The organism is Leifsonia sp. NCR5 (assembly GCF_002105485.1).
In the GTDB taxonomy this organism is placed as follows: domain Bacteria; phylum Actinomycetota; class Actinomycetes; order Actinomycetales; family Microbacteriaceae; genus Leifsonia.
This window is the reverse complement of record NZ_NCSR01000012.1, coordinates 1-20,301: the sequence shown is the minus strand read 5'-3', so window position 1 is coordinate 20,301 and position 20,301 is coordinate 1. Positions and strand designations below refer to the sequence as shown.

18 protein-coding genes are annotated in these 20,301 nt (G+C 69.9%); 13 read left to right on the top strand and 5 right to left on the bottom strand.

Annotated features, from left to right (window positions below):
* Positions 1 to 11: 11 nt before the first annotated feature.
* The 3 genes from B7438_RS11470 to B7438_RS11460 form a co-directional block, all read right to left on the bottom strand.
* Entirely contained in the window at positions 12 to 362 is a 351-nt protein-coding gene (locus B7438_RS11470) for a hypothetical protein (protein WP_085369731.1), read from the bottom strand.
* A 79-nt stretch (positions 363 to 441) separates the two neighbouring features.
* Positions 442 to 1,893, bottom strand: a complete 1,452-nt coding sequence (gene gndA, locus B7438_RS11465; RefSeq protein WP_085369730.1) for an NADP-dependent phosphogluconate dehydrogenase — start codon at positions 1,891 to 1,893, stop codon at positions 442 to 444.
* A 189-nt stretch (positions 1,894 to 2,082) separates the two neighbouring features.
* Positions 2,083 to 2,742, bottom strand: a complete 660-nt coding sequence (locus B7438_RS11460; RefSeq protein WP_085369729.1) for a hypothetical protein — start codon at positions 2,740 to 2,742, stop codon at positions 2,083 to 2,085.
* A 269-nt stretch (positions 2,743 to 3,011) separates the two neighbouring features.
* Between B7438_RS11460 and B7438_RS11455 the strand changes: the two genes are divergently transcribed.
* The 5 genes from B7438_RS11455 (at position 3,012) to mfd (ending at position 9,232) form a co-directional block, all read left to right on the top strand.
* Positions 3,012 to 3,644, top strand: coding sequence for a 50S ribosomal protein L25/general stress protein Ctc (locus B7438_RS11455; RefSeq protein WP_085369728.1), 633 nt, complete (start codon positions 3,012 to 3,014; stop codon positions 3,642 to 3,644).
* 8 nt (positions 3,645 to 3,652) lie between these two features.
* Positions 3,653 to 4,234, top strand: coding sequence for an aminoacyl-tRNA hydrolase (gene pth, locus B7438_RS11450; protein ID WP_085369727.1), 582 nt, complete (start codon positions 3,653 to 3,655; stop codon positions 4,232 to 4,234).
* A gap of 93 nt (positions 4,235 to 4,327) precedes the next feature.
* The gene (locus B7438_RS11445; RefSeq protein ID WP_085369726.1) at positions 4,328 to 4,714 is read left to right on the top strand and encodes a hypothetical protein; all 387 of its coding nucleotides are present in this window, start codon (positions 4,328 to 4,330) and stop codon (positions 4,712 to 4,714) included.
* A 118-nt stretch (positions 4,715 to 4,832) separates the two neighbouring features.
* Entirely contained in the window at positions 4,833 to 5,534 is a 702-nt protein-coding gene (locus B7438_RS11440; protein ID WP_085369827.1) for an alpha/beta fold hydrolase, read from the top strand.
* Between the two features lie 80 nt (positions 5,535 to 5,614).
* Positions 5,615 to 9,232, top strand: a complete 3,618-nt coding sequence (mfd, locus tag B7438_RS11435) for a transcription-repair coupling factor (protein WP_085369725.1) — start codon at positions 5,615 to 5,617, stop codon at positions 9,230 to 9,232.
* A 10-nt stretch (positions 9,233 to 9,242) separates the two neighbouring features.
* Here mfd and B7438_RS11430 read toward each other — a convergent pair whose 3' ends face one another.
* Entirely contained in the window at positions 9,243 to 10,412 is a 1,170-nt protein-coding gene (locus B7438_RS11430; RefSeq protein ID WP_085369724.1) for a Na+/H+ antiporter NhaA, read from the bottom strand.
* A 195-nt stretch (positions 10,413 to 10,607) separates the two neighbouring features.
* On the opposite strand from B7438_RS11430, the gene B7438_RS11425 reads away from it, so the two are divergent.
* The 5 genes from B7438_RS11425 to B7438_RS11405 all read left to right on the top strand — a co-directional run bounded on the left by B7438_RS11425 (position 10,608) and on the right by B7438_RS11405 (position 15,379).
* A complete protein-coding gene (locus tag B7438_RS11425) occupies positions 10,608 to 11,336 on the top strand; it encodes a MazG family protein (RefSeq protein WP_085369723.1) in 729 nt (242 codons plus the stop codon).
* 64 nt (positions 11,337 to 11,400) lie between these two features.
* A complete protein-coding gene (locus tag B7438_RS11420) occupies positions 11,401 to 12,453 on the top strand; it encodes an iron-siderophore ABC transporter substrate-binding protein (RefSeq protein ID WP_085369722.1) in 1,053 nt (350 codons plus the stop codon).
* Positions 12,454 to 12,462: 9 nt separating this feature from the next.
* Positions 12,463 to 13,536 carry an iron ABC transporter permease gene (locus B7438_RS11415; RefSeq protein WP_085369721.1) on the top strand — a complete coding sequence of 358 codons (1,074 nt, stop codon included), beginning with the start codon at positions 12,463 to 12,465 and terminating at the stop codon, positions 13,534 to 13,536.
* Complete coding sequence (locus tag B7438_RS11410) at positions 13,533 to 14,570, top strand: iron chelate uptake ABC transporter family permease subunit (protein WP_256921992.1); 1,038 nt, start codon at positions 13,533 to 13,535, stop codon at positions 14,568 to 14,570. The genes B7438_RS11415 and B7438_RS11410 overlap by 4 nt, the downstream gene beginning before the upstream one ends.
* Positions 14,571 to 14,572: 2 nt before the next feature.
* The gene (locus tag B7438_RS11405; RefSeq protein ID WP_085369720.1) at positions 14,573 to 15,379 is read left to right on the top strand and encodes an ABC transporter ATP-binding protein; all 807 of its coding nucleotides are present in this window, start codon (positions 14,573 to 14,575) and stop codon (positions 15,377 to 15,379) included.
* A gap of 257 nt (positions 15,380 to 15,636) precedes the next feature.
* Here B7438_RS11405 and B7438_RS11400 read toward each other — a convergent pair whose 3' ends face one another.
* Positions 15,637 to 16,761: an epoxide hydrolase family protein gene (locus B7438_RS11400; RefSeq protein ID WP_085369719.1), complete on the bottom strand. Its 1,125-nt coding sequence runs from the start codon at positions 16,759 to 16,761 to the stop codon at positions 15,637 to 15,639.
* Between the two features lie 31 nt (positions 16,762 to 16,792).
* Here B7438_RS11400 and hisS point away from each other — a divergent pair, with 31 nt between their 5' ends.
* The 3 genes from hisS (at position 16,793) to B7438_RS11385 (ending at position 20,219) form a co-directional block, all read left to right on the top strand.
* The gene (gene hisS, locus B7438_RS11395) at positions 16,793 to 18,085 is read left to right on the top strand and encodes a histidine--tRNA ligase (protein ID WP_085369718.1); all 1,293 of its coding nucleotides are present in this window, start codon (positions 16,793 to 16,795) and stop codon (positions 18,083 to 18,085) included.
* Between the two features lie 133 nt (positions 18,086 to 18,218).
* Positions 18,219 to 19,499 carry a phosphopyruvate hydratase gene (gene eno, locus B7438_RS11390; protein WP_085369717.1) on the top strand — a complete coding sequence of 427 codons (1,281 nt, stop codon included), beginning with the start codon at positions 18,219 to 18,221 and terminating at the stop codon, positions 19,497 to 19,499.
* A gap of 228 nt (positions 19,500 to 19,727) precedes the next feature.
* A complete protein-coding gene (locus B7438_RS11385) occupies positions 19,728 to 20,219 on the top strand; it encodes a septum formation initiator family protein (RefSeq protein ID WP_085369716.1) in 492 nt (163 codons plus the stop codon).
* The last annotated feature ends 82 nt before the right edge of the window (positions 20,220 to 20,301 follow it).

The window sequence follows — 20,301 nt, the reverse complement described above, 5'->3', positions numbered from 1 at the left end:
GCGAGTGTTTCCTAGGGAAGCGCGTGCGGGGTCGACGGGATCAGCCCGAGGGGAGCCACGAACGTGGCATCCCCCTCGGTGTTGAGCGCGTAGCACTGCCAGCCAGGGCCGGCAGGCGCGAACAATTCGAAGCGCGCTGACGAGCTCCGCGCATCCGGCTCGTAGCGGCCGACGTACACGGCACAGGTCTGCGTGGCGGTCTCGGTCGCGATGCTGATGGTGACGAGTACGCCGGGCAGCACCAGCGCCACGAGCCCGACGACCACCACGATGCGCGTGGCGATCATCGCACGGCGCCCGCGTAGCGGCCGCTCGTCCTCCGGCTCGTAGCCCACCAGCTCGGGATGCTCGTCAAACGTCACCCCTCGAGTCTCAGCCGAACGCGGGCGAACCGCAACCCGCGTCCGGCCTCGATCGCTTGGTGCGTGAGCCCGGGAGGGGTCAGTGGCTGGAGCCCTCGGTCTCGATCTCGGTGCGGTCGCCGGACCAGAGGGTGTGGAAGGTGCCGTCCTTGTCGACGCGCTTGTAGGTGTGGGCGCCGAAGAAGTCGCGCTGGCCCTGCACCAGGGCGGCGGGCAGGCGCTTCACCGCGAGCGAGTCGTAGTACGAGAGCGCTGCGCCGAAGCCGGGGATCGGCACTCCGGAGAGGGCTGCGGTGGCGACGACACGGCGCCAGGCCGCCTCGCCCTCGGCGACGGCGTCGGCGAAGTACGGGGCCTCGAGCAGCGTGGCGATGTCCGGGTTCTCGTCGTAGGCGTCGGCGATGCGGTTGAGGAACTGGGCGCGGATGATGCAGCCGCCGCGCCAGATCTTGGCGATCTTGTCCTTATTGATGTTCCAGCCGTACTTCTCGGCGCCGGCGATGATCGCGTCGAAGCCCTGCGCGTATGCGACGACCTTGGAGGCGTAGAGCGCCTTCGAGACGTCGTCCGCGAACGACGCGTCCACCGTCTGCACCTCGGGGCGCGAGGTCACGACGGACTGCACGGCGGCGCGCTGCGCCGGCTTGGACGACACGGCGCGGGCGAACACGGCTTCCGCGATGCCGCCGACCGGGACGCCGAGGTCCAGGGCGTTCTGCACGGTCCAGACGCCGGTGCCCTTCGACCCGGCCTGGTCGAGGACGATGTCGACGAACGGCTTGCCGGTCTCCGCATCCACCTGGCGGAGCACCTCGGCGGTGATCTCGATCAGGTAGGACTCGAGGTAGCCCTTGTTCCACTCGGTGAACACGTCGGCGATCGCGGCCGGCTCCAGGCCGCCGACGGTGCGCAGCAGGTCGTACGCCTCGGCGATGAGCTGCATGTCGGCGTACTCGATGCCGTTGTGGATCATCTTCACGAAGTGGCCTGCTCCGTCGGTGCCGACGTGCGTGACGCAGGGCTCGCCCTCGGCGACCGCGGCGATCGAGGCGAGGATCGGCCCGAGCGTCTTGTAGGACTCCTCCGAACCGCCCGGCATGATCGACGGGCCCTTCAGCGCGCCCTCCTCGCCGCCGGAGATGCCGGTGCCGACGAAGTGGATGCCCGTGGGGGAGATGCGCTTCTCCCGCTCGATGGTGTCCTGGAAGTTCGCGTTGCCGCCGTCGACGATGATGTCGCCCGGCTCGAACCGCTCCACCAGCTGGTCGATCACGGCGTCCGTGCCCTTACCGGCCTGCACCATGATGATCGCGGTGCGCGGCTTCGCCAGCGACGCCACGAAGTCGTCGATGCGCTCCGACGCGACGAACCCGGCTTCGGGATGCTCGGTGATGAGCTCGTCGGTGCGCGCGTACGTGCGGTTGAACACGGCGACCGTGTTGCCTTCACGGGAGGCGAGGTTGCGGGCCAGGTTCGAGCCCATCACCGCCAGACCCACGACACCGATGTTGGCTGATGCTTCGTTGGACACAGAACGCTCCTTCGGATGCGGCGGACGGCCGCCTTGAGTGTGAGAGGGGGGACGCGAGATCGCGTGCGGCCGAAACGTCCAGATCCGGACCGGAGACCATCGTTCGCGCTCCGACTGGCGCTGGTGGCGTGCGTCGAGCAGACTCGACCAGCCTACCAAGCTCCGCGCTGCGGAGGTCAGCCGGAGTGCTCAGTCGCAGAGGTCGGACGAGACGCTGTCGTCCCCGCCCACCACGATGGCCGTGACGACGTCGTCGCCGTTGACCACGAAATCGACGTACCGGCCGTTTCCGTCGCCGAGCGCGTACGCCCGCTGCCCGCCGGAGACGCTGTTGCTGCGTTCGAGGTCCGGGTATGCCGCTCGCAGCGCATCCAGGGTCGAACCGAGGCCGATGCCCGCGCTGGTCTTCGGCGTCGGGGACACCGCCTGGTCGAGACCAGAGGCGTCAGCCACCCGGATGCGCACCGCGGTCGTCGCGCTGCCGTCCCGCGCGACGGCGGTCACCGTCGGCTGGGCGCCGTCCGGCGTCGAGCCGGACTGCTTCGTCTCGAGTTCGTAGCCGATGCAGCCGTCTTCGTCGATGCTCTTCGAGAATCCCGGGACCGCGGACGTCTGCGCCTTCACGTCCCCGCCGATGGTGAGCGGGCCCATCCCCGCCCAGGTGACGAGCCAGGCCGACACGTTCGCCGGGTCGACCGGGATGGCGCTCGCGGTCTTCTGGGGCGCAGGCCTGGTCGGCGAGGCAGGGGAGGAGGTCTTCGCGGTGTCGGAGGCGGGCGTGCATCCGGTGAGTGCGGCGAGGACGACGGCGGCAGCCGCCGCGGCCGTGCCGAATCCTGTCGCGCGCATCCACGTCCCCCTGGTCCCTGATAAAGCATCAATATCGCATACGGCGGCCGTGTGCCGCCACCGCCCCGCGATCGGCTAGACTTGCTGATTGAACTTCGGCGAGGGATGCACGCGGTCACGCGCGCAGTCCGTAATCGACGCGGTGGAGCAGGGCTTCGCAGTCTTTCCTCACACGTCTTTCATCAGATCGATGCGTTCGAGTCGAACACAACCAGACACTGCGAGCAGCGCTCGCCCGACAGCCGGCCCCCGCCGGCATGGAGACAATCATGGCTGACGAGTCCAACAAGGTCGTTACCGAGGCACGCGAGAGCTTCGGCAAGGGCGCTGCGCGCAAGATCCGCGCGGCAGGCAAGATCCCCGCCGTCGTCTACGGACACGGCACCGACCCCATCCACGTGACGGTCCCGGCCCACCAGGTCGGCCTCCTGCTCCGCAAGGCGAACGCGGTCCTCGACCTCGACATCGCTGGCAAGAGCCAGCTCGTCCTCGTCAAGGACGTTCAGAAGGACCCGGTGCTGCAGATCATCGAGCACCTCGACCTCATCGTCATCCGCAGCGGCGAGAAGGTCTCCGTCGAGGTCCCCGTGCACGTCGAGGGCGACACCTACCCGGGCACCATCGCGATGCTCGACGTCCCGACGCTCCGCCTCGAGGTCGAAGCGACCCACATCCCGGAGCGCATCGTCCTCGATGTCACCGACGCGGAAGAGGGCACCCAGTTCCACGCGAAGGACTTCGTCCTCCCGAAGGGCGCCGCTCTGGCGGAAGACCCCGAGCTGCTCATCCTCAACGTCATCGTCCCCGCGTCCTCGCGTGCGGACGAAGAGGCCGACGCCGCTGTCGCAGAGGCCGCTTCCGCCGCATCGGCCGCTGCCGCTGCCGAGTCGGACGCCGAGTAACCAGCTCGATGGATTCACCCTGGCTCGTAGTCGGGCTCGGTAACCCCGGGCCCGGCTACGCCGCCACGCGTCACAACGTGGGGCAGATGGTGCTGGACGAGCTCGCCGAGCGCGGCCGTCTCACCTTCAAGTCGCACAAGACGAACGCCACGGTCGCCGAGGGGCGCATCGCCCCCGGCGGACCGCGGTACATCCTGGCCAAGCCGAACACGTTCATGAACGTGTCCGGCGGGCCGGTCGCGCAGTTGCTGCGCTTCTACTCCCTCGAACCGTCGCAGCTGATCGTCGTCCACGACGAGCTCGACATCCCGTTCGACACCCTCAAGCTCAAGTTCGGCGGAGGGCACGGCGGCCACAACGGCGTCCGCGACGTCATCTCCGCCATCGACACGGGCGACTTCACGCGCGTGCGCGTCGGCGTCGGCCGCCCGCCCGGCTCGTCCGCGGCCGCCGATCACGTCCTCAAAGGCTTCAGCAGCACCGAGAGGAAGACACTCCCGAATCTCGTCGCCGATGCGGCGGACGCGGTCGAGCAGATCGCGGCGGATGGTCTGACCGCCGCTCAGCTCCGGTTCCACACCGCTCGCTGAAATTAAAATGCAAGCATAGATATTCTTCGTCATCTCTTGTAATGTTCCGGGGGGTGCGAATCGCTGAGATTCGCGCGCCACGAAAGGACAAGGATGAAGAAACGTGTACGCGCCATCGTCGTGGCGGGGGTGCTGGGAGCGGCCATCGCGTTGAGCGGATGCACGCAGACCGACGAAACGGACCGCGGACTGCCGAAGGGGCTGCCGGACTCGATCAGCGTCGTCGACGGCACAGTGAGCAACGCAGTCACTTCGAAGGGCCAGTGGTCCTTCGACCTCGCCGTCGCCGATGAGGCCGCGCAGAAAGCGGCGGTCGCGGAACTCAAGGACAATGGCTTCACTCAAGTCGCATCGAGTTCCTCGACGCTGGTCAGGACGTACACGCTGACCAACAAGAAGGAGCACACGAAGGCATCTCTTGTGCTGAAGAAGGTGAACGGAAAGCCTGTCGTTTCCTTCACCGTCGTCACGACAAAGTGACGTTGAACGTCTGCCGTGCCGCCCGGGACGGGCGCGCACGGCCGGCGTTCAGCATCCACTGCACCGACGCCCAGCGCACCCGGATGCCATCCGCAGGATGGGCTCGTATGGTTCGGTCATGAAACTCTTCACCCGGGAGTGGGGAACCGGCACCAGGTACGCCGTCCTGGTGCACGGGGCGATGTCGGACTCGCGCAACTGGCGCAGGGTCGGACCGGCGCTCGCCGAGCTGGGCTACCACGTCGTCGCCGTCGACCTCCGTGGGCACGGCAGAAGCCCCCGCGCCATCGAGTACACGGCTGAGCTGCTCGCCCGGGATGTGGTCGAGACCGTTCCCGCGCATCCCGAGCTGGTCATCGGGCACTCGCTCGGCGGCCTCACCGTGAGCCTCGCGGTCGAGGAGCTGCAGCCGCAGCGGGTCGTCTACGTCGATCCGGCGTTCGGGCCGAACGTGCCGTGGTGGCAGCGCAAGCTCGCCCCGGCGTTCTTCCGCTCCCTGGCGAGCGCGACCGCCGAGCGGATCGCGAAGCGCAACCCGCGCTGGGACCCGCTCGACGTGGCGATAGAGCTGGAGACCCTGCGCGCCTTCGACCAGGGCGTGGTGCCGGTGCTGGTGGGCCGCGGTTCGCTGCGGGCGCCCGTGACGATGCAGGTGCCGTCGCTCGTCGTCCTGGCCGGGCGGTCGCAACTGGTGAGCCCGCGGGCGGCCGAGCGGCTGGGCGAGGCCGGATTCGTCGTGCGCACCGTGCGCGGGGCCGGTCACACCGTGCACCGCGACGACCACGCGGGGTTCATGCGGGCACTCGACGGCTGGGTCTAGCGGCTGGGTCCAGCTGGGTCCAGCAGCCGGATCCGCGCATCCCGCCCCGAGTGTCGGCGGGAGTCCGTAGACTTGGGCGAGTGATACTGCAGGGCTTGATCGCAGCGCTTTCGCGCGCCTCCACGTTCGATGACGCCCTGGCCTGCGCGGCCCGTGACGCCGACTTCTCTCTCACCGACGGGTTGCGGGCACCGCTGCTCGCCGGGTTGATGCAGCGCAGAGCTGCCGCAGGCGCATCCCAGGCCCTGCTCGTGATCACCGCCACCGGGCGCGAGTCCGAGTCCGTCCGCGGTGCGCTCGGCTGTGTGATGCCGGATGCGGAGATCGTCGAGTTCCCGGCCTGGGAGACCCTGCCGCACGAGCGTCTCAGCCCGAGCGCCGAGATCGTGGGCAAGCGGCTCACCGCCCTCCGCCGCCTCGCCGACTGGGATGCGGGGGACCGGTCGAGGCCGATCGTCCTGGTCGCCTCCGTGCGCGCCGCCCTGCAGCCCCTCGCGGACAACCTCACCGACTACGCGGCCGTCGACCTGGCGACCGGCGCACGGGGCTTCGACCTGTCCGGCCTCGCGATGCAGCTGGTCGACCTGGCGTACGCGCGCGTCGACATGGTCACCCGCCGCGGCGAGTTCGCCGTGCGCGGCGGCATCCTGGACGTCTTCCCGCCGAACGGCGACCACCCGTACCGCGTCGACTTCTTCGGGGACGAGGTGGACCAGATCCGCGCGTTCTCCGTGGCCGACCAGCGCTCGCTGCCCGAGCCCATCGCGTCCGTCTCGCTGCCGCCCAGCCGCGAGCTGCTGCTGAGCGAGTCCGTGCGCCAGCGCGCCAGGGAGATGGAGCACGAGTTCCCGAGCATGTCGGCGATGCTCGCCAAGATCGGCGAGGGCATCCCGGTCGAGGGCATGGAGTCGCTCGCGCCGGCGCTCGTCGACCGACTCGTGCCGCTCACGCACTACCTTCCGGATGGCGCGGCCGTTGCCGTGCTCTCGCCGGAGCGCGTCGCGAGCCGTGCCGTCAGCCTGGCCGAGACCAACCGCGAGTTCCTGTCGGCGGCGTGGAGCGCCGCCACCGTCGGCGCCGCCGCCCCGATCGACCTGGCCGCTGGAGACTTCCTCACCCTGCAGAAGCTGCGCGACTCCGTCACGTTCAGCAAGCCGGGAGAGAAGGCGCCGAACCACCCGTGGTGGACGATGAGCGGGTTCCAGGCAGACGAGGTCCTGCCGGAGGAGCGCGAGATCGAGGAGCACCTGCAGCTGCGGATCGCGGCGGAGGCCGTCCCGAGCTTCCAGGGCAACGTCACCGGCGCCATCGAGCACATCGGGGCCAGGCTGAAGGACGGCTGGACCGTCGCCATCGTCGCGGAGGGCGCCGGGCTCGTGGAGCGCGCGGCCGACGTGCTGTCAGAGGCCGAGCTGCCCGCCCGGCACGTCGAGGAGTTCCCCGCCGATCCTGAGCCCGGCATCGCCTATCTGCTGCGGGCAACGGTCGAGCACGGCTTCGAGGTCGGCGAGACCAAGCTGGCGCTGCTCAGCGAGAGCGAGTTCTACGGCAGGACGGTCGGCTACGACTCCCGCCAGGTGAAGAAGCTCGCCACCCGGCGCAAGAACGTGGTCGACCCTCTCGCGCTGAAGCCGGGCGACTACGTCGTGCACCAGACCCACGGCATCGGCCGGTTCGTCGAGCTGACCCAGCGCGAGGTGTCGAGCGGCGGCCGCAACGCGGTCAAGTCCAAGCGCGAATACCTCGTGCTCGAGTACGCGCCGTCGAAGCGCGGGTACCCGGGCGACAAACTCTTCGTGCCCACCGACCAGCTGGATCTGCTGACCCGGTATGTGGGCGGTGAGGCTCCCGCGCTCAGCAAGATGGGCGGAAGCGACTGGTCGGCGGCGAAGGGCCGCGCCCGCAAGGCGGTGCGCGACATCGCGGTCGAGCTGGTCAAGCTGTACTCCGCGCGGATGGCGAGCAAGGGCCACGCGTTCGGGCCGGACACCCCGTGGCAGCGCGAGCTGGAGGAGGCGTTCCCGTTCGCAGAGACGCACGACCAGTTGCAGACCATCGACGAGGTGAAGGCCGACATGGAGCGGCCCATCCCGATGGACAGGCTCATCTCGGGCGATGTCGGCTTCGGCAAGACCGAGATCGCGGTGCGTGCGGCGTTCAAGGCGGTCCAGGACGGCAAGCAGGTCGTGATGCTCGTGCCGACCACGCTGCTCGTGAAGCAGCACTTCGAGACGTTCCAGGAGCGCTTCGCCGGGTTCCCCATCCACCTGCGCGCCCTCAGCCGGTTCCAAACCGACAAGGAGGCGAAGGAGACGATCGACGGCATGGCGGACGGCACCGTGGATGTGGTCATCGGCACCCACAGGCTCCTCGCCGACAACATCGTGCTCAAAGACCTCGGCCTCGTCATCATCGACGAGGAGCAGCGGTTCGGCGTCGAGCACAAGGACGCGCTGAAGAAGCTCAAGACCAACGTGGACATCCTGGCGATGAGCGCGACGCCCATCCCGCGCACGCTGGAGATGGCGGTCACCGGCATCAGGGAGATGTCGACGCTGGCCACCCCTCCGGAGGACAGGCACCCCATCCTGACCTTCGTCGGGCCGTACTCGGACAAGCAGGTGGCCGCGGCCATCCGGCGCGAGCTGCTGCGCGAGGGCCAGGTGTTCTTCGTGCACAACCGGGTCGGCAGCATCACCAGCCAGGCGGCGAAGCTGGCCGAGCTGGTGCCGGAGGCGCGCATCGCGGTGGCGCACGGCAAGATGAACGAGCGGGCGCTCGAACAGGTGGTCGTCGACTTCTGGGAGCGCAAGTTCGACGTGCTCGTGTCGACCACGATCATCGAGACAGGCCTCGACATCGCCAACGCGAACACGATCATCATCGACCGCGCCGACAAGTACGGCCTGAGCCAGCTGCACCAGCTGCGCGGCCGCGTCGGCCGTGGCCGCGAGCGCGCGTACGCGTACTTCCTCTGGGACGAGAACAAACCGCTCAGCGAGACGGCACACGACAGGCTCTCGACCATCGCCGCCAACAACGATCTCGGCAGCGGGATGCAGGTGGCGCTGAAAGACCTGGAGATCCGCGGAGCGGGCAACCTGCTCGGCGGCGAGCAGTCCGGTCACATCGCCGGTGTCGGCTTCGACCTCTACCTGCGCATGATCGGCGAGGCGGTGAGCACGTTCCGCGGCGAGGTCGCGGAGGGGCAGACCGAGCTGCGGCTGGAGCTGCCGGTGGATGCGCACATCCCGGAGGAGTACGTGGACAGCGAGCGCCTGCGGCTGGAGGCGTACCAGAAGCTGTCGACGGCCAGCTCGCCCGCGGCGAAGGACGACCAGATCGACCAGGTGATCGAGGAGCTGACCGACCGGTACGGCGAGCCGCCGCTCGCGGTCTCGAACCTCATCGCGGTGTCCCGGCTGCGGCGTGCCGCCCAGCGGGCCGGCCTCGGCGAGGTGGTCGCGATGGGCTCCAACCTGCGGCTGGCCCCGGCGATCCTGCCGGACTCGCTGCAGGTGCGGTTGCAGCGCATGTACCCGGGCGCCAAGTACCACGCTGCGCCCAAGGTGGTCACGGTGCCGATGCCGCGCATCAACGGCGAGCCGCTCGACGACGCCGACCTGATCTCCTGGGTGGCGACGCTGCTCGGCGCGCTCTTCCCCGTGCCGGAGCCGGTGGCAGAGGCGGCGTCCTGAGCCCGGTCGCTCAGGGCTGCCGGCTCGGCTGCGGCTGCCGGTGCGGGTGCTGCGCGCGGTAGCGGCGCGCGAGCACGGTGACGCAGAAGCCGGCGGCGACGATGGAGACCGCCGAGCCCAGGAGGACGGCGAGCGTTCCCTCCGCCCTGACCAGCTCGTCGCCGGCGAACGCCAGCTCGTTCATCAGGAGCGACACGGTGAAGCCGATGCCGCCGAGCACGCCGATGGTCACCAGGCCGAACAGCGGGATCTTGGCGCGCTCGGCCTTGCTGCGGGTGAACGAGCCCAGCCAGCCGCCGAGCGTGATGCCGATCACCTTGCCCACCGGCAGGGCGACCAGGATGCCCCAGAACGCGGGCTGCAGTTGCGACGGCGACACCTGCGGGATCGCGACCAGGGCGGCCGAGAACGCGAACAGCGGCAGGATGAGGCCGTTCGACCACGGTTCGATGGCGTGCGTCACCCGTCCGGCCGGCCGGCGCGCCATCACCAGGCCGAGCGCGACACCGGCGATCGTCGCGTGCACCCCCGAGTCCCAGACGAGCCACCAGGCCAGGCAGGCGATCAGGACCATCAGCACGCCGACCGGCACGCGCATCCGGCCTTTCAGCAGGCGGCTGAGCAGGCCGAACGCGGCGACGGCGACCGCGGCCAGGACGAGTTCGACGAGGTTCGGGTCCGTGGTGAAGAACACCGCGATGATCACGATCGCGATGAGGTCGTCCAGCACGGCCAACGCGAGCAGGAACACCCGCAGCCGGTTGGGCAGGCCGCGACCGAACACGGCGAGCACCCCGAGGGCGAAGGCGATGTCGGTGGCGGTCGGGATCGGCCAGCCCTGTTCCAGGCCGCTGCCCGCGGTGAACGCGAGGTAGATCCCGGCGGGAACGATCACCCCGGCGACCGCAGCGATGGCGGGATGCACGGCCTTCTTCACGCTGTTCAGCTCGCCGGCCACCAGCTCGTGCTTCAACTCGACGGCGACGATGAAGAAGAAGATCGCCAGCAGGCCGTCGCTGATCCAGTGGCCGACGCTCATCCGGAGCCCGCCGATGCCGATGGAGGCGTGCTGCAGGTCGAGGAGTGCAGGACCTGCCGCGGTGTTCGCGAGCAGGAGGCCCAGCGCCGCGGCGCCCAGCAGGAGTCCAGCGGCTGTTCGCTCGGATCGGATGATGCTCATACGGTCTCGCCCATCTCGCGCTGTCTTCGCAGCGCGGTCGGATGCGGGAGCGGCGCGCTCGCGCCACCCGCCGACCAGACTTCCCGGCACACCAGTCGCCCAGTCTACCGGGCGGCAGGCGCCGGAGCCCGGAGGATGGGGGAGGATGGAGGAGGGCACGCAGTCGCACGCCCGCGATCGAGGAAGGCATCCACGATGACCGAGCTGAGCTTCTCTTCCGCTCCCGCGTCCGGCCAGGCGACCAAGCTGGACGAGCTGGTGGCCGTGATGGAGCGGTTGCGCGGCCCGGGTGGATGCCCGTGGGACGCCGACCAGACGCACGAGTCGCTCGTGCAGTACCTGATCGAGGAGACGTACGAGCTGGTCGAGGCGATCGAGACCGGCAACAGGGACGACCTGATCGAGGAGCTCGGCGACGTGCTCTACCAGGTGCTGTTCCACGCCGACATCGCCGCGCACACGCCCGGCGAGGACTTCGACATCCAGGATGTGGCCGCACAGATGACCGCGAAGATGGTCGGCAGGCACCCGCACGTGTTCGGTGGAGACCGCACGGCGGAGACCGCGGACGACGTCGTCGAGTTCTGGGACGACCTCAAGAAGCGGGAGAAGCCGTCGCGCACCAGCGTGCTCGACGGCATCCCGCAGGGAATGCCGTCGCTGGCGCTCGCCGACAAGCTGCTCGGCCGCGCGGAGAAGGTGGGGCTGCTGGATCTGCGCGAGGCCGGGGGAGTGCAGGTCGAGTCGGAGGACGAGCTGGGTCCGCTGCTGCTGGCCATCGTCGCGTCGGCCAAGGCGCAGGGGCTGGATGCGGAGCGCGCCCTCCGTTCGACGCTGCGCGACCTGCAGTCGGAGATCCGCGAACAGGAGCAGGATGCGGCGGACGCCGGAATCATCGGCCTGCCCACCGCATCCACCGACTGAGTGGCACCCGCGAGACGGTTAGGTTAGGCTTGCCTAAACCCCCTAGTCGTCTCGAAGGAGAAGCATGTTCGAGTCCGTTCCACGCCGCCGGTCGCGTGTCGCTGTGATCGCATCGGCGATCGTCGCGACCGCCGCCCTCATCCTCACCGGCTGCAGCGCCGGCACGCCCGGCGACGAGAGCAGCTCGACCAGCGCATCCGGTGCCTTCCCGGTCACGATCAAGAGCGCGCTCGGCCCCGTCACCATCGAGAAGAAGCCGGAGCGGGTCGCCGTCTGGGGCTGGGGAGCGGCCGACGTGGCGCTCGCCCTCGGCGTCGTTCCGGTCGCCATGCCGAAGATGACCTACGGCGGCAACGCGGACGGCGTGCTGCCCTGGGTGGCCGACAAACTGAAGGAGCTCAAGGCGAAGACGCCGCAGCTCATCGCGGGCGTCGACACCGGCGAGGTGCCGTTCGAGGAGTACGTGAAGGCGAAGCCGGACGTGATCCTCGCCCCGCTCTCCGGCCTCACCAAGGACGAGTACGCGAAGCTCAGCAAGATCGCCCCGGTGGTCGCCTACCCGAAGGTGCCGTGGGGCACCAGCTGGCAGGACCAGACCGACATCGTCGGCAAGGCGCTCGGCCTGTCCGCGGAGGCGACGGCGCTGAAGACCAAGACCGAGGACGACGTGGCGAAGCTCGCCGCGAAGTACCCGGTGCTGAAGGACAAGACGTTCGTCTACGCCGCCGCCAACGAGCCGGGCGTGATCAACGTCTACAAGGCGACGGACTCGCGCGTGCTGCTGCTCAACGAGCTCGGCCTGAAGAACTCGGCCAGCATCGACGCGCTCGACACGAAGAAGGACCCGGACAGCTTCTTCTTCCAGGTCAGCTACGAGAACCTCTCCAAAATCGACACCGACCTGCTGGTGATGTACTTCGACAAGCAGTCCGCCGTCGACACCTTCACGGCCGAGCCGCTGGTCGCCGCCATGCCCGCCGTCAAGGAAGGCCGCTTCGCGCCGATCGTCGGCGAGTCGTTCGTGATGGCGTCGAGCGCGCCCAGCGTGCTGAGCATCCCGTGGATGCTCGACCGCTACGTCCCGGAGCTCGCGGCAGCCGCCGAGAAGGTCAAGTAGCACAGGCGGATGGCCAGGAGCGTCACAGCGACGGCGGACGGCGGGCAGGGGATCGCGCACCAGGGGCGCACATCCACTGCCCGCCGGCGGCGTCGGCTGGCATACGGGTTCGGCGCGGCGGTCGTCGCCCTGCTGGTGGTGTGCATCCTGAGCCTGATGCTCGGCTCCAACCCGATCAATCCCGCCTCGGTGTTCAACGCCCTCCTGCACTACCGGAAGTCCGATGAGGCGTCGCTGATCGTGGTGGACAGCAGGCTGCCGCGCACCCTGCTCGGGCTGGGCGCCGGACTCGCGCTAGGGCTAGCGGGAACGGTGATGCAGGGGCTGTCCCGCAACCCGCTGGCCGACCCGGGCATCCTGGGGGTCAACTTCGGCGCGTCGCTCGCGGTCGTGGTCGCCATCGCCGTGTTCGGGATCACGACGCCCGGCGGCTACCTGTGGTTCGCCTTCGCCGGGGCGGCGCTCGCCTCGGTGGTCGTCTACGCGGTGGCGTCCGCCGGACGGGAGGGGGCGACCCCGATCAAGCTCGCCCTCGCGGGGGCGGCGGTCTCCGCAGCGCTCGGGTCGCTCATCACCGCGGTGCTCCTCACCAGCAGGGTGTCGCTCGATGCGCTGCGGTTCTGGCAGGTCGGCTCGCTCGCCGGCCGCAACTTCGGCGTGTTCTGGCAGGTGCTGCCGACCATCGTGATCGGAGCCGTCATCGCGCTCGCCCTGGGCCGCGCGCTCAACGGGCTCGCGCTCGGCGACGACGTCGCCCGCGGTCTCGGCCAGCGCGTCGGGCTGTCCAGGGGCTTCTCGGCCGTCGCCGTCGTGCTGCTCTGCGGCTCCGCCACGGCGGCCGTCGGGCCGATCGCGTTCGTCGGCCTGGTGATCCCGCACGTGGCCCGCTGGGTGGTCGGGGCCGACTACCGCTGGATCCTCGCGTTCTCCGCCGTGATCGCCCCGACGATGCTCATCGCCTGCGATGTGATCGGCCGGCTCGTCGCGTGGCCGGGCGAGCTGCAGGTGGGCGTCGTCACGGCGTTCGTCGGTGCCCCCGTGTTCATCGCGCTGGTGCGCCGTCGCAAGCTGGTGAGCCTGTGACCGTGGATGCGGCGCGGGCGGCCGGCGCCGACCGCCGCTCGCGCGCATCCCGGGTCGTCACCGTGTCCGTCGTGCTCGGCGTGCTCATCCTGCTGGTGTCCGCCGTGTCGCTGAGTCTCGGCGCCGCCGCCGTCGCGCCGGCCGACGTCCTCGCCGCGCTCGTCGGGCGGGCGGACAGGCTGACCCAGTTCGTGATCCTGGAGCTGCGGCTGCCGCGCCTGCTCGCCGCCGTGCTGGTGGGCGGCTGCCTCGGGCTCTCCGGAGCGCTCATCCAGTCCATTGCGCGCAACCCGCTGGCGAGCCCGGACATCATCGGCATCACGGCGAGCGCGAGCGCGACCGGCGCCATCGCACTGGTCTGGTTCGGGCTGACCGGCCTGGCGCTGTCCGGCACCGTCGTGGCGGGAACGCTGGTCGCCGCGCTGCTGATCTACCTGCTGGCCTGGCGTGGCGGCATCAGCGGCTACCGGTTCGTCCTGATCGGCATCGGCTTCGCCGCCGTCGCCGGTGGCGTCGTGTCCTACGTGCTCACCACCGCCGACCTCACGGATGTGCAGCAGGCGCTGGTCTGGCTCACCGGCAGCATCAACAGCGTCGACCCTGTCGCGCTGACCGTGCTCGCGGCGAGCGCCGTGGTGCTCGTGCCGTGCGCGCTGCTGCTCGGTCGCCCGCTCGCGGCGCTCGGCCTGGGCGACGACACCGCGGCGGCGGTCGGCGTGCGGGTGGAGCGGACGCGGCTGCTCGTGGTGCTGGTGGCCGTCGCACTCGCGGCGGTCGCGGTGTCCGTGGCTGGACCGATCGCGTTCGTCGCGTTCCTCTCGGCGCCCATCGCCCGGCGGCTGGTCGGACGCGGATCGCTCGCGCTGGTGCCGTCGGCGCTCGTCGGCGCGCTCGTGCTGGTGATCTCCGACATCGTGGCGCAGTTCGCTGTGCCGGACGTGGCGTTCCCGGTCGGCGTCGTCACCGGCATCGTCGGTGCACCGTATCTGCTGTGGCTCCTCACCAGGACCAACCGAATCGGCCGGGGAGGCTGAGCATGACCGACAACCATCACCTCGCCGCGCGCGAACTCACCCTGTCCTACGACGGCAGGGTGGTCGTCGACGGCCTCGACCTGGAGGTGCCGCCCGGCACGGTCACCGCGATCGTCGGACCGAACGCCTGCGGCAAGTCGACGCTGTTGCGCGGCCTGTCGCGGCTGCTGGCTCCCGCATCCGGGGCCGTGCTGCTGGACGGGACGGACATCCACTCGCTGCCGACCAAGCAGGTGGCGACGATGCTCGGCCTGCTGCCGCAGACGCCGACGGCGCCGGACGGGATCACCGTTGCCGACCTGGTCGGCCGCGGACGGTATCCGCACCAGGGCTGGTTCCGCCGCTGGACGGCGGAGGACGACGAGGCGGTCGCGTCCGCGATGGTGTCCACCGGGGTGGCCGACCTGGCCGCGCGGGCGATCGACGAACTCTCCGGCGGGCAGCGCCAGCGGGTGTGGATCGCGATGGCGCTCGCCCAGCAGACCGACATCCTGCTGCTCGACGAGCCCACCACGTTCCTCGACATCAGCCACCAGATCGACGTGCTCGACCTCCTGCTCGACCTCAACGCCGAGCGCGGGACCACCGTGGTCATGGTGCTGCACGACCTCAACCTGGCCGCGCGATACGCCGACCACCTGATCGCCATGCGCGCCGGAGCCATCGTGGCGGCGGGGACGCCGGCGGAGGTGGTCACGGCCGAGCTGGTGCGGGAGGTGTTCGGCGTCGACTCCGTCATCGCACCGGATCCGGTGACCGGCACGCCGCTCGTCGTCCCGCTCGGCAGGCACCACACGCTCGGGGAGTGACGGCGGCGGGGCGCTCTCGCGCATCCCGGTGACCGGCAGCGTGCCCGCTAGGCGCTGTCAGCCCGCCATTCGGGTGAGAGGTCCGCGATCCGCGGATTCGACTCTCCTGGATGGCTGACGGGCACGTTGTCGGCCTGTGTCTGACAGCGAGCATCTACCCGTGGTCGGACGGATGCGACTCATGTCAGGTCCATCGGGACACCACCGAAGTCGCAGGGCACGACCATGAGGGTGGCAACGCGCTCATCCTACGCCGGTCAGGAGATCGACGCGAAGAAGCTCCGGATGCGGTCGGCGGCGAGGTCGGGCTGCTCCAGGCCGAGGAAGTGGCCGCCCCGCGGCGCCACCTCGAACGAGCGCAGGTCGTCGGCCGCACGCTCGGCGAGCGACCGGGGGAACCCGTCCATCACCGGCTCCCTGCTGAGCAGCACGCCGAGCGGGGCGACGATGGGCGGCCGGGGCGGGTTCGCCTCGTAATCGAAGTACTGGCGGAACGAGGTGCCGATGCTCCCGGTAGCCCAGTAGAGCGTGGCGATGGTGAGCAGCGCATCCCGTGGCACCACGCTGTCGAGGTCGCCGTCGACCCAGTCGTGCCACTTGTCCGCGATCCAGGCGAGCAGCCCGGCGGGGGAGTCGCCGAGGGCCGCGGCGATGGTGTCTGGACGGGTGGCCATGATCTCGCTGTACCCGCCGTCCGTCGCGTCGTACGCATCCACCGCCGCCAGGTATGCGCGCTCGTCGTCGCTCTGCGGTTCGTCGTCGGCGGGGAACGGCGCGTGGATGAGCTGCACGCCGATGAGGCGGTCGGCGTGCTCAGCGCCGAGCCAGGTCGCCGCTCCTCCGCCGATGTCTCCGCCGAACGCCGCGTACCGGTCGTAGCCGAGCACGGTCGTCATCAGCTCGTGCAGGTCGTCGGCGATGGCCTGCCTGGTCAGCGGCCGGTCGGGCAGCTCGGAGAAGACGAAGCCGGGCAGTGACGGCACGATCACGTCGAACGCGATCCGCGCATCCGATCCGGAGCCCGCAGGGTTGGCGAGGCGCTCGGCCAGCGGAAGGTACTCGGTGTACGCGCTCGGCCAGCCGTGCAGCAGCAGCAACGGGATGCGCGTCTCGGCCGATCCCGCGGCGGGCACCCGCACGAAGTGGATGCGGTGCCCTCCCACATCGGCGAGGTACTGGTCGTAGGCGTTCAGGCGCTCCTCCTGGGCCCGCCAGTCGAACGCCAGCCACGACTCCACCAGATCGTGCAGCACGGGGCCGCCCGCGCCGCCCTCCCACGGCGACGACCCGACCGGCTGCACGAAGCGGGTGGCCGTGAGCCGCGCACGCAGGTCGTCGAGGAGGTCGTCTGGAAGCTGGATGCGGAACTCGTCGATGCTCATCCCCGCCACGCTACATGGAAGAATCGTTCGCATGGCTTCTCCGATCACCCCGCCTCGTGGCATGCGCGACTTCCTCCCGGCAGACAAGGCCCGCAGGGAGCATGCGCTCGGCGTGATCAGGAAGAGCTTCGCAGCCCACGGGTTCGACGAGATCGAGACGCCGGTGGTGGAGGACGTCGCCCGGCTGCACTCCGGCCTCGGCGGCGACAACGAGAAGCTGGCGTTCAGCGTCCTCAAGCGCGGCCTGGACGCGGACGACCTGCAGGCCGCGATGGACTCGGGCGACCTCCTCAGCCTCACCGACCTGGGTCTCCGGTTCGACCTGACGGTCCCGCTCGCCCGCTTCTATGCGACGCACCGCGCGGAGCTGCCTCCGGTGTTCCGGTCGATCCAGATCGCGCCGGTCTGGCGCGCGGAGCGCCCGCAGAAGGGCAGGTACCGCCAGTTCGTGCAGTGCGACATCGACATCATCGGCGAGGCGGGCCAGCTGGCGGAGGTCGAGCTGATCACGGCGACCGCGGCGGCACTGGATGCGCTGGGCCTCGAGAACTGCACGATCCGGATCAACGACCGGCGCATCCTGAACGGGCTGCTTGAGTTCTGCGGTTTCGCGGAGGCGCGCTGGCCGCAGGTGCTGATCTCGATCGACAAGCTCGACAAGATCGGCGCGGAGGGCGTGGTGAAGGAGCTGAGCGCCGACGGTGCAGACTCCGCGGCGGTGCTCGGCGGCATCCTGGAGCAGCTGGAGCCGCACATCGCGGAGGGCGGCGTCGCCATGACCGTCGAGGCGATCACCGGCATCCTCCCGGACGGGATCGACACCGACGCCATCGCCGCCCTGGAATCGCTCGCGCACGCGCTCGACGCCCTGCCGTCCGGCGTCTCCCTGCGCTTCGACCCGACGCTGGTGCGCGGCATGGGGTACTACACCGGCACCATCTTCGAGATCGCGCACCCCGGCTCCGGCAGCTCGGTGGGCGGCGGCGGCCGCTACGACGGGATGATCGGACGCTTCCTCGGCACGCACGTGCCGGCCTGCGGGTTCTCGATCGGCTTCGAGCGCGTGGTCGACCTCATCGAGACCCCGGAAGACGCAGCGGCGGACTCCGTCGTGCTCGTCTACGACCAGACCGTGCCGCTGAACCGTCTGCTCGCCATCAAGGCGGAGCTGATCGCCTCCGGCCGCCGGGTGCGCCTCGACCGCCGTGCCAAGAACCTGAAGGCCGTGCTCGACCGTGCGGAGGCGTCCGGCTTCCGCTCCTTCGCGTTCGTGAACGCCGACACTCCGGATGCGGCGGCGCTGGAGCTCAAGCCGCTCGGCTGACCTCGGCGCGGCCGGGCCCCCGGTCCACCCCGGTGCACCCCGGTCGGTGCCGCACGCGGACGTCAGTAGACTGGCGAGCGGATCACCGCTGATTTAACCCACCCCCACACACATGTGAAACAAGGAGACTGTTGTGGCTCAGATCGAAGCTGTAGGCGCTCGCGAGATTCTCGACTCGCGCGGAAACCCGACCGTCGAGGTCGAGGTGCTTCTCGAAGACGGCACGGTCAGCCGTGCCGCCGTGCCGTCCGGCGCGTCGACCGGTGCGTTCGAGGCGTACGAGCTTCGTGACGGCGACAAGGACCGCTACCTCGGCAAGGGCGTGCAGAAGGCCGTCGACGCGGTTCTCGACGAGATCGGCCCGGCCATCGAGGGCTTCGAGGCCGCAGACCAGCGCCTCGTCGACTCCGCCATGATCGAGCTCGACGGCACGGAAAACAAGAAGCGCCTCGGCGCGAACGCCATCCTCGGCGTCTCTCTCGCCGTCGCCAAGGCCGCCGCCGACTCCGCAGACCTGCCGCTGTTCCGCTACATCGGCGGACCGAACGCGCACACCCTGCCCGTGCCCATGATGAACATCATCAACGGTGGAGCGCACGCGGACACCGGCGTCGACATCCAGGAGTTCATGGTCCTGCCGATCGGTGCGGAGACCTTCTCCGAGGCCCTCCGCTGGGGCGTCGAGACCTACCACTCGCTCAAGTCGCTGCTCAAGCAGCGCGGGCTCAGCACCGGCCTCGGCGACGAGGGCGGCTTCGCGCCCGAGCTCGAGCACAACCGTGCCGCCCTCGACCTCATCTCCGAGGCCATCCAGAACGCCGGCTTCACCGTCGGCCGCGACATCGCGCTCGGCCTCGACGTCGCCTCCACCGAGTTCTTCGAGAACGGCGTGTACCGCTTCGAGGGCCAGGACCGCACCGCAGCAGAGATGTCTGCGTACTACGCGGAGCTCGCCGCGAACTACCCGCTGGTCTCCATCGAGGACCCGCTGGCCGAGGACGACTGGGAGGGCTGGGCGCACCTCAACTCCGAGCTGGGCGGCAAGCTGCAGCTCGTCGGCGACGACCTGTTCGTCACCAACCCGAAGCGTCTCGCCAAGGGCATCGAGCTCAAGGCGGCCAACAGCATCCTGGTCAAGGTCAACCAGATCGGCACCCTGACCGAGACCCTGGATGCGGTCTCGCTGGCCCAGCGCAACGGCATGACCGCCGTGCTCTCCCACCGTTCGGGTGAGACGGAGGACACCACCATCGCCGACCTCGCCGTCGCCACGGACGCCGGCCAGATCAAGACCGGTGCCCCGGCCCGCTCCGAGCGCGTCGCCAAGTACAACCAGCTCCTCCGCATCGAGGAGGAGCTCGGCGAGGCAGCCGTCTACGCCGGCCGCAGCGCCTTCCCGCGCTTCACGGCGTAACAGCACGCGCACAAAGGCCCCCGGATCGCCGATCCGGGGGCCTTTCGCATCCCGCGGCGACCTCGCCGAACGGACCATCGGCAATCACGGGACGCGCGGCGGGGGAGCACAGGGAGCGCGCGGGTGGGTGGCTTACGATTGTCGAGCGGGGACCGTCGGCCCCGATCTTGGTCGTGTGCGTTGGGAGGGCTTGTGGTTGCGCCTCGTACACGCCGGGTCCCTGTCGCCATGTCGTCGGGATCGGCCACGGGACGCTGGCTGCGCGGGTTGCACTTCTCCGGCTTCTCGCTGGTGATGATGGGGCTCCTCATCCTCGCCGTCGTCGTGCTCGCGCCCACCGCGCAGAGCCTCATCTCGCAGCGGCAGCAGATCGCCGACCAGCAGAAGGCGGTGGATGCGCTGTCCGGCCAGGTCTCCGACCTCAAGGAGCAGCGCGCCCGCTGGAACGACCCCAGCTACATCAGGGCGCAGGCCCGCGACCGGCTCTACTACGTGATGCCCGGCGAGGTCAGCTACCTGGTGATCGACGACAGGCCCCCTGCGGCCCAGACCAAGGATGCGCCGGTCAGCTCGAAGCTGCAGAAGACCGAGACCGACTGGCTCGGCTCCCTGTTCGGCTCGTTCATGGGCGCCGGCCTCAGCGACGCGACACCGTCGCAGCTCGGCGGCACGGCCCCGGCGAGCACTCCCACCCCCACCTCGACCCCTGGCGGCAAGTGATGACCACCCCGCCCTTCGATGCAGTGACCGACTAGGACATCGCGACCGTGTCCGCCCAGCTCGGGCGGCCGGCGCGCAATGT